The 14,730-nt window shown below is 74.4% G+C and carries 14 protein-coding genes and 1 pseudogene; 10 read left to right on the top strand and 5 right to left on the bottom strand.

Features of this window, described 5'->3' with window-relative positions; translation table 11 throughout:
* The 3 genes from FJK98_RS07235 to FJK98_RS33100 form a co-directional block, all read right to left on the bottom strand.
* The gene (locus FJK98_RS07235; RefSeq protein ID WP_145918336.1) at window positions 1-762 is read right to left on the bottom strand and encodes an ABC transporter permease; all 762 of its coding nucleotides are present in this window, start codon (window positions 760-762) and stop codon (window positions 1-3) included.
* Between the two features lie 8 nt (window positions 763-770).
* Window positions 771-1,613 (bottom strand): ABC transporter ATP-binding protein, encoded by an 843-nt coding sequence (locus FJK98_RS07240; protein ID WP_145918337.1) that lies wholly within the window; start codon window positions 1,611-1,613, stop codon window positions 771-773.
* Window positions 1,614-1,712: 99 nt separating this feature from the next.
* Entirely contained in the window at window positions 1,713-2,996 is a 1,284-nt protein-coding gene (locus FJK98_RS33100; protein ID WP_168222396.1) for a cell wall anchor protein, read from the bottom strand.
* A gap of 308 nt (window positions 2,997-3,304) precedes the next feature.
* Between FJK98_RS33100 and rsmD the strand changes: the two genes are divergently transcribed.
* The 9 genes and pseudogenes from rsmD to FJK98_RS07290 all read left to right on the top strand — a co-directional run bounded on the left by rsmD (window position 3,305) and on the right by FJK98_RS07290 (window position 11,235).
* Window positions 3,305-3,868, top strand: a complete 564-nt coding sequence (gene rsmD, locus FJK98_RS07250; RefSeq protein WP_145918339.1) for a 16S rRNA (guanine(966)-N(2))-methyltransferase RsmD — start codon at window positions 3,305-3,307, stop codon at window positions 3,866-3,868.
* Entirely contained in the window at window positions 3,865-4,350 is a 486-nt protein-coding gene (gene coaD / locus FJK98_RS07255; protein ID WP_088646035.1) for a pantetheine-phosphate adenylyltransferase, read from the top strand. Before rsmD ends, coaD begins: the two co-directional genes overlap by 4 nt.
* 135 nt (window positions 4,351-4,485) lie before the next feature.
* On the top strand, window positions 4,486-4,983 hold the full coding sequence (locus FJK98_RS07260; protein WP_145918340.1) for a hypothetical protein: 498 nt from the start codon (window positions 4,486-4,488) through the stop codon (window positions 4,981-4,983).
* 110 nt (window positions 4,984-5,093) lie between these two features.
* Complete coding sequence (locus FJK98_RS07265; protein WP_145918341.1) at window positions 5,094-5,657, top strand: DUF177 domain-containing protein; 564 nt, start codon at window positions 5,094-5,096, stop codon at window positions 5,655-5,657.
* 5 nt (window positions 5,658-5,662) lie between these two features.
* Entirely contained in the window at window positions 5,663-5,836 is a 174-nt protein-coding gene (gene rpmF, locus FJK98_RS07270; protein ID WP_088646032.1) for a 50S ribosomal protein L32, read from the top strand.
* Window positions 5,837-5,971: 135 nt separating this feature from the next.
* Window positions 5,972-6,898, top strand: a pseudogene (locus tag FJK98_RS07275) (phosphate acyltransferase PlsX); the annotation flags it as partial.
* A 167-nt stretch (window positions 6,899-7,065) separates the two neighbouring features.
* Window positions 7,066-7,941, top strand: a complete 876-nt coding sequence (gene rnc / locus FJK98_RS07280; RefSeq protein ID WP_145918342.1) for a ribonuclease III — start codon at window positions 7,066-7,068, stop codon at window positions 7,939-7,941.
* A complete protein-coding gene (mutM, locus tag FJK98_RS07285; protein WP_145918343.1) occupies window positions 7,934-8,791 on the top strand; it encodes a bifunctional DNA-formamidopyrimidine glycosylase/DNA-(apurinic or apyrimidinic site) lyase in 858 nt (285 codons plus the stop codon). The genes rnc and mutM overlap by 8 nt, the downstream gene beginning before the upstream one ends.
* Window positions 8,792-9,015: 224 nt before the next feature.
* Window positions 9,016-11,235 carry an MMPL family transporter gene (locus FJK98_RS07290; RefSeq protein ID WP_145918344.1) on the top strand — a complete coding sequence of 740 codons (2,220 nt, stop codon included), beginning with the start codon at window positions 9,016-9,018 and terminating at the stop codon, window positions 11,233-11,235.
* A 93-nt stretch (window positions 11,236-11,328) separates the two neighbouring features.
* Here FJK98_RS07290 and FJK98_RS07295 read toward each other — a convergent pair whose 3' ends face one another.
* Both FJK98_RS07295 and FJK98_RS07300 read right to left on the bottom strand, forming a co-directional pair.
* Window positions 11,329-12,234, bottom strand: coding sequence for an endo alpha-1,4 polygalactosaminidase (locus FJK98_RS07295; RefSeq protein WP_145918345.1), 906 nt, complete (start codon window positions 12,232-12,234; stop codon window positions 11,329-11,331).
* A 106-nt stretch (window positions 12,235-12,340) separates the two neighbouring features.
* Window positions 12,341-14,188, bottom strand: a complete 1,848-nt coding sequence (locus FJK98_RS07300; protein WP_240762662.1) for a CAP domain-containing protein — start codon at window positions 14,186-14,188, stop codon at window positions 12,341-12,343.
* 329 nt (window positions 14,189-14,517) lie between these two features.
* On the opposite strand from FJK98_RS07300, the gene FJK98_RS07305 reads away from it, so the two are divergent.
* Window positions 14,518-14,712 carry a hypothetical protein gene (locus FJK98_RS07305; protein ID WP_067305353.1) on the top strand — a complete coding sequence of 65 codons (195 nt, stop codon included), beginning with the start codon at window positions 14,518-14,520 and terminating at the stop codon, window positions 14,710-14,712.
* The last annotated feature ends 18 nt before the right edge of the window (window positions 14,713-14,730 follow it).

Genomic DNA, 14,730 nt, shown 5'->3' on the forward strand with positions numbered 1-14,730 from the left:
TCAACCGACCCTGCGGCGGTGCACGACCATCGCGCCGCCGTACGCGACGACGAGGAGGCCGGCGCACCAGGCGAGCGCGGTCCACACCTCGCCGCCGACCTGCTCTCCGGCGAGCAGGCCGCGCAGGGCGTTCACGATGGCGGTCACCGGCTGGTGCTCGGCGAAGGCCCGCACCGGGCCGGGCATGGTGTCGGTGGGCACGAAGGCCGAGCTGACGAACGGCAGCAGGATGAGCGGGTAGGAGAACGCGCTCGCGCCGTCCACGGAGGTGGCGGTCAGGCCCGGGATGACCGCGAGCCAGGTCAGCGCCAGGATGAACAGCAGCAGGATGCCGGTGACGGCCAGCCAGGCCAGCGGGCCGGCCCCGGAGCGGAAACCCATGGCGAGGGCGACCAGCACCACCACCACGAGCGAGATCAGGTTGGCGACCAGCGAGGTCAGCACGTGCGCCCAGAGCACGGCCGAGCGGGCGATCGGCATGGACCGGAACCGCTCGAAGATGCCGCCCTTGAGGTCCAGGAAGAGCCGGTACGCGGTGTAGGAGATGCCGGAGACGACGGTGATCAGCAGGATGCCGGGCAGCAGGTAGTTCACGTACCGGTCGGCGCCGGTCCGGATCGCGCCGCCGAACACGTAGACGAACAGCAGCAGGAACGCGATCGGCATGATCGTGGTGGTGATGACGGTGTCCGGGCTGCGGCTGATGTGCCGCAGCGAGCGCCCGAGCAGGGCGGCGGTGTCCGCCAGGAAGTGTCTGGTCATCGGGGTCCTCAGTGGTTCGTGCCGGCGGGGCGGGCGGGGTCCGGGGTGCGGTCGGTGGCGGCGGTGGGTCCGTCGTCGCCGACGATGGCGAGGAACACGTCCTCCAGGGTGGGCTGCTTCTCGACGTACTCGACGGTGGCGGGCGGAAGGAGCTGCTTGAGCTGGGCCAGCGTGCCGTCGGCGATGATCCGTCCGTGGTGCAGCACGGCGATCCGGTCGGCGAGCTGTTCGGCCTCGTCGAGGTACTGGGTGGTGAGCAGCACCGTGGTGCCCCGGCGGGCGAGTTCCCGGACGGCCTGCCACACCTCGATGCGCGCCTGTGGGTCGAGCCCGGTGGTGGGTTCGTCGAGGAAGATCACCGGCGGGTCGCCGATGAGGCTCATCGCGATGTCGAGGCGGCGGCGCATCCCCCCGGAGTAGGTGCCCACCCGCCGGCCGCCCGCGTCGGTGAGCGCGAACCGGCCGAGCAGGTCGTCCGCGACCCGGCCGGGGTCGGGCAGGTGGCGCAGCCGGGCGACCAGCAGCAGGTTCTCCCGGCCGGTGAGGATCTCGTCGACGGCGGCGAACTGGCCGGTGAGGCTGACGGACTCGCGTACCCGCGCGCCCTGGGTGGTGACGTCGAAGCCGTGCACGTGGGCCGTCCCGCCGTCCGGCCGGAGCAGGGTGGCGAGGATGCGTACCAGGGTGGTCTTCCCCGCTCCGTTGGCGCCGAGCAGGGCGAGGATGCTGCCCGGGGCCACGTCGAGGTCCACCCCGCGCAGCACGGGCAGCTCGCGGTAGGACTTCGTCAGGCCCCGGACCTGGATGGCGGGCCCGGGGGCCTGCGGTTTCGTCGACTCTGTCGTGGACATGGCGTCAGCATGCGAGGTTGACGCTGCGGCAGGGTCAAGCCCGAACCGCGCAGGGCGCGTCGACCGGCCGGTCGACGCGCCCTGCGGGCGGGTTGCGGGTCAGACGGTGAAGCGGATGCGCCGACGTCGGGCGACGAGGAAGAGCACCCCGCCGGCCACCAGCAGGGTGGCCGCGCCGGCCGCGATGGCGCCGGCCGCCGCACCGGTCACCGGGAGGCCGCCGTCCTGGTCGCCGCCGCCACCGCCGCCACCGGTGGACGGGCAGTTCTTCGGCTTCTCCCACTTCAGCGGGCCGCCGGAGTCGAGGTCACCGGTGACGGTGACGGTGAGCCCCTTGCTGGCCGGGAAGCTGACCGTCCCGGTCCGGCCGGGCTCGACGGTGAGCTTCTTCGGCTCGCCCTTGCTGGGGGTGAACACCGAGGTCAGCGGGGTGCCGTCCTCCGGGTTGCTGATCCGGAAGATCATCTTGTCGCAGCTCGACTCGTAGCTGGCGTCGGGGGTGCCGACCTCGGGCTGCTGGCAGTCGGCGGGCTTCTGCCAGCCGCCGGTGAAGTCCTTCATGCCGGGGGCGGTGACGGTGATCTCCTGCGCCTCGCCGGCGCTGAGCTTGCGGGTCTCGATCTTGCGCAGCGGGACGGTCACCTTCTCGGTGAAGCCGCCGCTGCCGACGATGGCGAAGGTCGCCTCGGCGTTGCCGCTGCGGTTGACCAGGGTCAGCTCGACGTTGCCGTCGCAGTCGGACTCGGCGATCACCTCCGGCGCCGCCGAGCAGGTGCCCGAGCCGCCGTTGTACCAGGCGCGCGGGCCGGTGGAGCGGGCGCCGATGCCGGTCGGGCTGCCGACCTTGCGGTCGCCGTACCGGTCGCTGGTGTCGGTCAGCGGGTCGATCAGCTTGCTGCCGAAGACGAAGTCGACCTGGGTGTAGCAGTTCGGCACCTCGACGGCGAAGTCGAGGGTGGCCACGCCCAGTTCGCCCGGGGCCACCCCGGTGAACTTCTTGACCGACTTGTCGAGCACGTACTGCGGGACGGCGAACTTTGCCGACGGCGTCACGTACGACACCAGGGCGAGGTCCTGCTCCTCGCCCCGGCACAGCGGGCCGTTGGTCAGGGTGATCGACGCCTTGCCCGCCGGCCCGTCGAAGGTGTGCGTGTAGCGGGCGTCGGCGGCGGCGACGCAGGACGGCGCGGGCTCCCCGCCGGTCCCGGTGGTGGCCGTCGCGCTCGGCGTGGCGGTCGCCGTCGGCGTGGGCGTGGCCGTCGGGGACGGTGAGGCTGAGGTGGCGCCCGCCGGGGCGGTCAGGGCGAGGGCCGTGGCCAGGCCGGCCAGGGTGGCGGCGGTCGCGGCGAGCGGTCGCCGCAGCGACAGCTTTGGACGGATCACGCGTACTCCCGGGGTGAGGGTGCGTCAGGGCGCGGCGGGGGGTGGCGTTGCCGGGTCACGGCATGCGTCGGGAGCGCCGTGACGACGCCGTTGCGGCGCCCCGGCCGGCGGAGCGGCACCGGCACCGGGCCGACCCTAGTGGGCCCGTCGATACGGACACAGTGCACAGCCGGCACCCGGAGTGTTGTTATACATATGAGATCATTGATCTACTCGACGTGATCACGCCGTCACCCGGTCGGGGCGCACCGCGTCGCCGGCCCGCGTCCCCCGTCGCGTAGCGTCACAGGCATGCACAGGGGCAGACCGTGACCCGGATCGTGGCCGGCACGCTCGGCGGACGACGGATCGCCGCACCCGCCGGCGGCGGCACCCGGCCCACCTCCGACCGGGTCCGGGAGGCGCTGTTCAGCGCCGTCAGCGCCGAGGTGGACCTGGACGGGGCACGCTTCGCCGACCTGTACGCCGGCTCCGGCGCGGTCGGGCTGGAGGCGCTGTCCCGGGGCGCGGCGCACGTGCTGCTGGTCGAGTCCGACCCCCGGGCCGCCCGGGTGATCCGGGAGAACGTCGCCGCGCTGCGGGCCGCCCCCGCAGCCCGGTTGGTCACCGGCAGGGTGGCCGGGGTGGTCGCGGCCGGGCCCGGCGACGCGCCGTACGACGTGGTCTTCGCCGACCCCCCCTACGCGGTGCCGGACGACGAGATCACCGCCCTGCTGACCGGGCTGGTCACGCACGACTGGCTCGCCCCCGATGCGCTGGTGGTGGTCGAGCGGTCCACCCGGGGCGGCCCGGTCGGCTGGGTGCGGGGCATCACCGCCGGACGCAGCCGGCGTTACGGCGAGACCACTCTTTGGTACGGTCGCCGATCATGAGACGTGCGGTGTGTCCCGGCTCGTTCGACCCGGTCACCAACGGACACCTCGACATCATCGGACGGGCCAGCCGGCTCTTCGACGAGGTGATCGTCGGCGTGCTGGTGAACCAGTCGAAGAGCGGCCTGTTCACCGTCGAGGAGCGGATCGACATGCTCCGCGAGGTGACCTCCTCGTACGGCAACGTCCGGGTCGCGTCCTTCCGGGGGCTGCTCGTCGACTTCTGCCGGGCGCAGGAGGCGAGTGTGCTGATCAAGGGCCTGCGGGCGGTCAGCGACTTCGACTACGAGTTGCAGATGGCCCAGATGAACATCGGCCTGGCCGGCGTGGAGACGCTGTTCATGCCGACCAACCCGCTCTACTCGTTCCTCTCCTCCAGCCTGGTCAAGGACGTGGCGAAGTGGGGCGGCGACATCTCCTCCCACGTGCCCGACACCGTCCGGCGGGCGCTCCAGGCCCGGCTGACCGTCCCGCGCCCCTGACCGTACGGCCGGCGCGTCGGGCCGGGGTGGTGGCGGCGGTGGTGGCCGGGGCACGACATCATGTGGTGCAGCGCCGAAGCCGGGCGCAGGCCGCATCATGTAGGTCGGCCGACGAACGACAGGAGTGAGGTACCGGTGGACCCGCTCGACCGCATCGACGAACTGATCGCCATGGTGGAGCAGGCGCGCTCCGTCCCGATGTCGCGCAACAACTGCATGGTCGACCGGGGCGAGATGATCGCCGCCCTCGACGAGATGCGCGCCGAACTCCCCGCCGACCTGCGCCGCGCCGCCGCCCTGCTGGAGGAGCGGGACAAGATCATGGAGGCCGGCAAGCGGGAGGCCGACCGGATCATCAGCGAGGGTGAGGCGGAACACGCCCGGCTGGTCTCGGTGAATGAGATCACCGTCTCCGCCGAGCACGAGGGGGCCCGGATCATCGCCGAGGCCCGGGCCGAGGCGCAGCGGCTGCGCGAGGAGGTCGACGACTACGTCGACACCGCGCTGGCGAACTTCGAGCAGTTCCTCACCCGGGCGCTGGCCTCGATCGAGCGCGGGCGGGACAAGATGCACGCGCTGCGGGAGATCGGCACCTTCGGTGGGGACGACGCGGAACGCCCGTTACCCTTCTGAGCGGCACCTCATCCCACCGACGGACGGGTCGGGCGTCGCCCCCGGTTCGACGACCCGGCGGTCGCCCAGGTAACCTTTTTTGTCGGCCTCTCACCGGCCGGAGTCTGACTATGCCCAAACACTCGCCTTCATCACTCAACCCCAGGGCGCCGCTGGTCCTCGACACGAGGGACCTGCCGCGTCGCCCTGGCGCGTTGCGTACGCATCGGCGGGTCGTGCCGGCACCGGCGGACCTCGGCGTGGAGTTGATCGGCGTGCCGGAGGGCGCGGACCTCGACCTCGACCTGAGGTTGGAGTCGGTGTCCGAGGGCGTGCTCGTCTCCGGGACCGTGACCGGTCCCGTCCAGGGCGAGTGCGGTCGTTGCCTGCGCGCGATCGACTACTCGTTGACCGTGAACGTCCAGGAGCTGTACGCGTACGAGAACAGCACCACGGACATCACGACCGACGAGGACGAGGTGGGCCGGATGCAGGACGATCTGATCGACCTGGAGCCGGCGCTGCGGGACGCGGTGGTGCTCACGCTGCCGACCAACCCGCTCTGCCGGGAGGACTGCCCGGGACTGTGCCCCGAATGCGGGGTGCACCGGGACGATCTGCCGGCCGAACACAGCCACCAGCAGATCGACCCGCGTTGGGCGAGCCTGTCGCAACTGAACCGTACAGAGGAGTAGGAACCGTGGCCGTCCCCAAGCGCAAGATGTCGCGCAGCAACACCCGGTCCCGCCGGGCGAACTGGAAGGCGGCTGTGGTCGCGACCGTGGCCTGCCCGCAGTGCAAGTCCCCCAAGCTGCCGCACGCGGCGTGCTCCGTCTGCGGCACGTACAACGGCCGCCAGGTTCTCGAGGTCTGACCTGGACGCCGAGTGACACCCCCGACCACGGGTCGGGTGGCGCGCGCACCCCGGCGATCGCCCGGTGCCCCGGCTCCCTCCGACGCCGGCCGGCCTGCTCCGGCCGGCCCGGCGAGGGAGCCGGGCACCGCGCGGATCGCCGTTGACCTCCTCGGCGGGGACGATGCTCCCGCCGTCGTGGTTGACGGCGCTCTGCGGGCGGTGCGGGCCGACCCGGACCTGCACCTGCTGCTCGTCGGCCCGACCGAGGTCGCGGCCGGGGTGGTCGACGCCCTGACCCCGGCGCAACGCACCCGGATCACCATCCGCGCCACCCGGACCGCCGCCGGGCCCACCGAGCACGCGCCCCGCGCCGACAGCACCGTCCGGGCCGCCGTCTCCGCCGTCCGCGACGGCGCCGCCGACGCGCTCGTCTCCGCCGGGTCCACCGGCGCCACCGTCTCCGCCGCCGCCCTCGGCTTCGGCCGCTGGCCCGACGTGCGCCGGCCCGCCCTGGTGGCGACGCTCCCGGCGATCTCCGGCCCGGTGGTCCTGCTCGACGTCGGCGGCTCGCTGGAACCCCGCCCGGCGACCCTGGCCCGGCACGCCGTGCTCGGCGCGGCCTACGCCGCCGTCGCCCACGCCGTCGCCGCCCCCCGGGTCGGCCTGCTCTCGGTCGGCACCGAGGCCGGCAAGGGGGACCGCCCGCGCCGCACCGCCGACCCCCTGCTCGCCGCCACCGCGCTGCCCGGCGACGCCCGCTACGTCGGCCTGGTCGAGGGGTACGACGTCACCGCCGGCGTCCGCGCCGACGTGGTGGTCACCGACGGCTTCACCGGCAACATCCTGCTCAAGGCCATCGAGGGGGCGTACGCGATGGCCGGGGGTCCACCGGCCAGCGGCGGGGCGCCCCGGGCGGCGGCCCTGCTCGGGGTCGCCGGGACGGTGGTGGTCTGCCACGGCGCGGCCACCCCGGACGACGTCGCCTCCGGTATCGCCCTGGCCGCCCACCTCTGGCGTCGCCGGGCCACCGACCAGGTCCGGGAGCAGATCGCGCTCCTTCCCGCCGGCGACGGCACCGACCCGGAGCGGGAGGACGCCCCCACCCGTTCCGCCGCCGACCGCGCCGACGAGGTGGCCGTGGACAGCGGCCCCGCGTCGGCCGATCCGGCGGTCCAGAACGCACCCGTCGCCCGGCACGCGGGTCATCCGCCCGCGTACCCCGGCGGGACCGAAGCAGAGGTAGGAACATGAGCAACGACAAGCGGCGGCGTGCGCCCGTCAGCCACCTGGAGGCGGCGTTCGGGGTGACACTCGACGCCGAACTGCTGGAGCGGGCGCTGACCCACCGGTCGTACGCGTACGAGAACGGCGGGCTGCCCACCAACGAGCGGTTGGAGTTCCTCGGCGACTCGGTGCTCGGCGTGGTGATCACCACGGCGCTGTTCCGGAACCACCCCGACCTGCCCGAGGGGCAACTGGCCAAGCTGCGGGCCAGCGTGGTCAACATGCGTGCCCTGGCCGACGTGGCCCGGGGGCTCGGCCCGGACGGGCTCGGCGCCTACCTGCTGCTCGGCAAGGGCGAGGAGACCACCGGCGGGCGGGACAAGGCGAGCATCCTCGCCGACACCCTGGAGGCGCTGCTCGGCGCGATCTACCTCCAGCACGGGCTGGACACCGCGGCGGTCGTCATCCACCGGCTGTTCGACCCGCTGATGGCCGAGTCGGCGGGCCGGGGCGCCGCGCTGGACTGGAAGACCAGCCTCCAGGAGCTGACCGCCGCGCTGGGCCTGGGGGTGCCCGAGTACCGCATCGAGGGCACCGGCCCGGACCACCTGAAGACCTTCACCGCCTGGGTGGTGGTGGCCGGCAACCGCTACGGCGGGTCGGAGGGGCGCAGCAAGAAGGAGGCCGAGCAGCGGGCCGCCGAGGCGGCCTGGCGGGAACTCACCGCGCAGGCCGAGCAGGACCGGGCCGACACCCCCGACACCGGCACTCCCGACACCGGCACCCCGGCCGGGGCCACCCCGGACGGTGCCGCCGTGGCCAGCGGCGACGGCCCGGCGGTCGACGCGACGGCCCCGGCGGCCGACGAGACCGCCGAGGCGGGACTGGGCCGTGCCTGAGCTGCCCGAGGTCGAGACCGTACGGCAGGGGCTGGCCCAGTGGGTCACCGGCCGGCGGATCTCGACGGTGGAGGTGCGCCACCCCCGGGCCGTGCGACGGCACCTGCCCGGCCCGGCGCACTTCGCCGACGTGCTGGCCGGCCGGACGGTGACCGACGTGCGGCGGCGCGGCAAGTACCTCTGGCTGCCGCTGGACAGCGGGGACGCCCTCGTCGGCCACCTGGGCATGTCGGGGCAGCTGCTGCTCCAGCCGGCCGAGGCGGCCGACGAGCTGCACCTGCGGGTCCGGTTCCGGTTCGCCGACGACGGCCCGCAACTGCGCTTCGTCGACCAGCGGACGTTCGGCGGGCTCGCGGTCAGCGAAGGCGGTGCCGAGCTGCCCGCCGAGATCGCCCACATCGCCCGCGACCCGATGGACCCGGAATTCTCCGACGCCGGCTTCGTCGCCGCCCTGCGCCGCCGACGTACCGAGGTCAAGCGGGCCCTGCTGGACCAGACGCTGCTGTCCGGGGTGGGCAACATCTACGCCGACGAGGCGCTGTGGCGGGCCCGGCTGCACGGCGCCCGCCCGACCGACGCGGTGACCGGCCCCGCCGCGGGCCGGCTGCTCGGGCACGTGCGGGACGTCCTCGGCGAGGCGATCGTGCAGGGCGGCACCAGCTTCGACGACCTGTACGTCAACGTCAACGGGGAGAGCGGCTACTTCGACAGGTCGCTGAACGTCTACGGTCGGGAGGGTGAGCCCTGCCGACGCTGCGGCACGCCGATCCGCCGGGAGGCGTTCATGAACCGGTCGTCGTACAGCTGCCCCCGCTGTCAGCCCCGGCCCCGGGGTGCCCTCAGGGGCTGACCCCGAGCCGGTTCGGGGTTGCGCCGGTGTGCCGCGCCGCCGCCACCCCGGGCCGCCGCCGGTTTTTCCCCGATCCACCCGGATCGGTCGTCCCGGGCGACCCGACCCGACCGCCCCCGCGTCCTCGGGGGCGGGCCGGGGCCGTTCCCCGATGTGCCCCGGCGTCGCCGTCCCTAGCGTCAGCACGGTCGGCAGGGCGCCGGCGGGAAGGGGGCCCGACCGAGATGGGCGGCAGACCGGTGACGGTGCGGTTGGCACGGTGGAGCGCGGAGCATCCGTGGCGCGCGATCGCGCTCTGGGTGGTCTTCGTGGCGGTGTGCTTCGTCGGGGGCAACGCCGCCGGCCTGAACGAGGCCACCCAGGCCGACCAGGCGATCGGCGAGTCCGGTCACGCCGACGTGATCGTCACCTCGGGCGAGTTCACCGACCCGGCGGTGGAGAACATCCTGATCACCCCGCGTACCGGCACCCTGGACCGGGCCGCCGCGCAGGCGGCGGCGACCGACGCGGCCGACCGGCTGCGGCAGGTCACCGGGGTGGCGTCGGTCGGCGAGCCGGTGCCGTCGGCCGACGGTGCCGCACTGCTGGTGCCGGTCACCATGGCCGGCGACCCGGAGACCGCCGCCGACCGGGTGCAGCCGCTGCGCGACGCCACCGCCGACGCCCAGGCCGCCCACCCGCAACTACGGATCGAGCAGGTCGGCGGCCCGTCGATCAACCAGGCGCTGGACGACACCCTGGGCCGGGACTTCAAGCGGGCCGAGCTGCTCAGCCTGCCGGTCACCCTGGCCATCCTGGTCGTCGCGTTCGGCGCGCTGATCGCCGCCGGGGTGCCGGTGCTGCTGGCGCTCTCCTCGGTGGCCGCCGCGATGGGGCTGTCCACCCTCGCCTCCCACCTGGTGCCCGCCACGGACACCACGGCCAGCGTGATCCTGCTGATCGGGATGGCCGTCGGGGTGGACTACTCGCTGTTCTACGTACGCCGGGAACGGGAGGAACGGGCCAAGGGCCGGTCCGGGCTGGACGCGGTGGAGATCGCCGCCGAGACGTCCGGACACGCCGTGGTCGTCTCCGGCTTCGCGGTGATCATCTCGATGGCCGGCCTGATGCTCGCCGACGACGTGGTCTTCTCCTCCCTCGCCGTCGGTTCGATCCTGGTGGTCGCCGTCGCGGTGACCGGCTCGCTGACCGTGCTGCCGGCGCTGCTGGCCAAGCTGGGCCGCTGGGTGGACCGCCCCCGGGTGCCGCTGCTGTGGCGGCTCACCGCCCCCCGCGCCGGACGGCACGGGCAGCCGGCCCGGCCCCGGTTCTGGCCGGCGGTGCTGCGGCCCGCGCTGCGCGCGCCCCGGGCCACCCTGATCGTCTCGGTGGGGTTGCTGCTCGCCCTGGCCGCCCCGGCGCTCGGCATGAAGCTGAAGTTCCCCGGCATGGAGGACCTGCCCCGCACCACCCCGGCGATGCAGGCGTACGACCGGCTGACCGCCGCCTTCCCGAGCACCGGCACCAGCCACACGGTCGCCGTACGGGCCCCTGCCGACCAGGCCGACCAGGTGCGCGCCGCGCTGACCGGGCTGGCCCGTGAGGCCGCCGCCGACCCGCTGTTCGCCCCGGTCGAGGCGGACGGCCCGAAGATCGAGGTGTCGGCCGACCGTCGGGTGTCGGTGCTGGAGGTGGCCACCCCGTACGCCAGCCGGGACGACCGGGCGGTGCGCTCCCTGCACGAGCTCCGCGACGACCTGCTGCCCGCCGCGCTGCGCGGCATCCCCGGCGTCGAGTACGCCGTCGGCGGCGGGGTGGCCGCCAGCGAGGACTACGCCCGGCACATCCGGGAGAAGCTGCCCCTGGTGATGGCGTTCGTGCTGGCGCTGACCTTCCTGGTGATGACCTGGACGTTCCGCTCGGTGGTGGTCGCCCTGACCTCGATCCTGCTCAACCTGCTCTCCGCCGGGGCCGCCTACGGCCTGCTGGTGCTGGTCTTCCAGGGCGAGTGGGCGCAGGACCTGCTCGGTTTCACCTCGATGGGGGCGATCGTCTCCTGGCTGCCGTTGTTCCTGTTCGTGGTGCTCTTCGGGCTCTCCATGGACTACCACGTGTTCGTGGTCAGCCGGATCAGGGAGGGCATCCGGGGCGGCCGGTCCAACGCCGACGCGGTCGCCTACGGCATCACCTCCTCGGCCGGCGTGGTGACCAGCGCGGCGATCGTGATGGTCGGGGTGTTCGCGATCTTCGCCTCGCTCAGCACGATCGACATGAAGCAGCTCGGCATCGGGCTGGCGGCGGCGATCCTGCTGGACGCCACGATCATCCGGGCGGTGGTGCTGCCGTCGGTGATGACCCTGCTCGGCGAGGCCAACTGGTGGGCCCCCCGCTTCCTGCGCCGCCGCGACCGGCCCGCCGCCACCCCGCCGGCCGAACCTACGCCGGAGCTGGTCGGGGCGCACTGACCGGCCGTCCACCAGCCGCCGGTACCGCCCGCCGGGGGTGGTGCAGCGCCGTGGCCGGCGGCACGGGTGACCCGGACCGCAGCGCGGTCCGGGTCACTCCGGCGTGCCGGGTAACGGCCCGGGGACGGTGGGGCAGGGCACCCGCCAGGCGTCCAGCTCCCGGTGCTTGCGGATCGAGGCGAAGCCGTAGCCGGTGCTGGTCACGCAGAACTGCTGCGGGTCACCGGCGTACTCGACGTGGAACACCGGTTTCCGCGCGTCGGCGAAGGGGAGCAGCCGGGCGCAGCGGCGCAACCGGACGCACTCCTCGTCGACCGCGAAGTCGAAGTCCGGTGCGAGGGCGGCCACCTGACCGACGTCGCCGACCAGGCCGGGGGAGAGGTCCAGGGAGCGGGCCAGCCCGGCCACCCGCCGGTTGAACAGCAACTGGTCGTCGAAGCCGAGCGGGAAACCCGACCGGTGGGCGTACCCGTCGGCGTCGACGAGGGCCACCGCGCCGAACCCCTTGCCCCGACAGAGCCGGAACCGGTCGGCCAGGACGGGCCGCAGCAGGTCCCACCGCCGTACGTCCACCCACCGGCTTCCGGGCCGCCCGGCGGCACCGCCGCGCACCGCCGCCGGGTAGCGGGCGGCGTCCGGGTCCGTCCCCGCGTACGTCCCGACGGGCACGTGACAGATCAGCCGCCGGTCGCGCCGACGCAACGCCCCGGTCTCGGCGGTGCTCACCCGGACCGGGTCGAGCAGGACGACGTCGGCGTCGACGGTGGTGTCGACCGGGCCGGTGAGCTGCCACTGCCACCGCCACTGCCGGGCCGCGCCGGGCGGCCACGGGGTCGGTGCGCCGGGCGGCCCGAGGTCGGGCCGGCAGGCGTACACCGGGGTCAGCAGGGCGAGCGCCAGCGTGGCCGGCAGCACCCGGCGGGCCGGATGGTGGCGCGGCGGCCGGGTGCGCAGGGGCGACCCGCCGCGCGTCGCGGACGCTGACGGCCGGATGCGCATCGGCGGCTCCCGGGTCCCGTGCGGTACGCCGCACGCTCACCCGGTCAAACGAGAAGCCCCCGGCGACGACGCGGTCACGTCGTCGCCGGGGGCCGGCCGTCCCCGGTCAGCGCGGGGCGGCGAAGTCCTGCGTCCAGTACGGCCCGTTGCCGTTGGCGACCCCGACGCCGATCTCGGTGAACGCGCAGTTGAGGATGTTGGCCCGGTGACCGGAACTGTTCATCCAGGCCTGCATCACCGCGGCCGGGGTCTGCTGGTTCCAGGCGACGTTCTCGCCGTAGGTGCGCCAGGTGTAGCCGGCCCGGTCCAGCCGCTGCCCGGCGTTGCTGCCGTCGCTGCCGGTGTGCGTCATGGTCTCGTGATCGGCCTGGTCCTGGCTGTGCTGCTGGGCGGCGAGGGTCAGCTTGGCGTTCACCGTGACCGCCGCGCAGCCCGCCTTGGCCCGCTCGGCGTTGACCAGGTCGACGACCTGCTGGGCCTGGCTGCCCCCACCGCCGCCGCTGACCGCCGCCCGGGTGGTGGGCGCGGCCGGGGGCACGGTGCCGGAGCCGCCCCGGGCGGTCTGCCGTGACGCCGCCTGGGTCCGGCTCGGGGTGGGCGTGGGCGTGGCGGTCCGGCTCGGTGACGGGCTCGCCGACGTCGGTGACGGGCTCGGCGACGCGCCGGGGGTGGCCGGGGCGCTGGTGCCCGGGGCGGTGTCCGGGATGACCGGTGCGGTGGCCACCGGTTCGTCGAGGGCGGCCCGGTCGGCGTTCCCGTCGTCGTCGGGCAGCAGCAGCGCGCCGATGCCGAGGCTCACCACCAGGGTCGCCGCCGCGGCGGCCCCGCCGATGAGCACCGGACGCCGCGACCACCGCCGGGTACGACCGGTCGCGGCCACCCCGTCGACCGGTCCGACGGCCGGGGTGGGCGCGGTGGCGTCCCGCAGGTCGGCGCGCACCGGCCCGGCGACCGGGTACGCCTGCCGCCCGCCGTGTTCGGCAGGCGTGTCGGCCCAGGGGCCGTCCGGCCCGGCGGCCCGGTCCACCCCGTCGTGCCCCGGCCCGGCCTGCGGCTGCGCCCACCGGTCGGCCCCGTCACCGGACCACGACCCGTCCGACCGGCCCTGCCACGGCTCCTGCCGGCCCTGCCCGGCGGCCGCCTGGCCCGGTCCGATGGCTGCCTGGCCCTGCCACGGGCCGGTCCGGTCGTCCTGCTCGCCCTGCCAGGGGTGGTCCGGCTCGCCGTGGCCCGCCGGCCAGGTGCCGGGCTGTGCGTGCTGCCAGGAGGCGGCCTGCCCGTCCGGCCACTGTCCGGTCCGGTCGTCCTGCGCGGTCTGCCAGGCCCCGGTCCGGTTGTCCTGCGCGGCCGGCCACGGGCCGGTCCGCTCGCCCTGCCATGCGTCGGTCCGCTCGTCCTGCCACCTGTCGGTCCGGTCGTCCGGCCACTGTCCGGCCGGTTCGTCCCGAGCGTCCGGCCACTGCTCGGCCCGGTCGTCCGGCCAGGCGCCGGTCTGCTCGGCGGCGGCCCACTGCCCGGCGGGTCCGGCGTTCCACCGGCCGGTCGGTGCGTCCTGCCAGCCGGTCTGCTCGCCCTGCCACGGTCCGGTCTGCTCGTCCTGCCATGCCCCGGCCTGTTCGCCGCCCTGCCCCGGCCCGGCCGGGTGCCGGCCGTGCGGCGCGTCAGCCCACCGGTCGGCGGCGGGGCCCGGGGCGCCACCGGCGGGGCCGGTCGCGGCGTCCGTCCCGCCGGGGCCCGGCTGTGCGGGTGCGTCCACGGCCGGTTCGTCGCCGAAGAGGTACGCCGAGCGGGGGGCGGGGCGGTCGGTCAGCCAGGCCGGGTCGTCCGTCGACGGCTGCGGCCGTCGGTATGCGGCGTCCGGGTCGTTCGGATCGGTCCAGCCGTACACGCCTGTCGCCTCCACGGGTCGCTTGCGGGCCGGGGTGACGCTACGGCGGCCACGGAAGAGCGGCAATGTGGCTAAGGAAGAGTTAAGGCGGGACGACCGTTCAGGGTCACCGTACCCGGCCGGGAAGGCGTAGAGTCAAGGAGTCCGGACAGAGAGTGTCCGAGCCTTGCGGCCCCCTCGGCAAGTGCAGCGGCCCCCTCGGCAAGTGCACAGGGCAGACGTGGAGATGATCTACGGCCTGCGAGAACTTGACGAACGAGGGGTTGTCGCTCAATATGTAGGTGTCGCCAGTCGCGCCCAGCCACGCCCGGATTTCGGTGGCCTGGTAGTAGTCGCGAACACGAAATGGGCGCGCGTTGGCCGGCTTTTCCGGCAGCGCATATCAAGGAGTCAGCATGGCGAAGGCCCTCTACGGCCACGTAGGTGCAGCGCCCGACCGGCGTCTGCTCGACGAGGTCACCCGACTGCGTTCCAGGGTCCAGGCCCTGGAGTTCGAGATCACGCGCCTGCGCGCCGACAACGATCGGCTCGCGGCGGCTGCGGCGGAGGTGGACGACCTCCTCCGGCTGGCCGAGCCGGCGCTCACCTGATCCTCGGGTACGCAGAAA

It is taken from the genome of Micromonospora sp. HM134 (genome assembly GCF_007833915.1).
Classification (GTDB): domain Bacteria; phylum Actinomycetota; class Actinomycetes; order Mycobacteriales; family Micromonosporaceae; genus Micromonospora; species Micromonospora wenchangensis.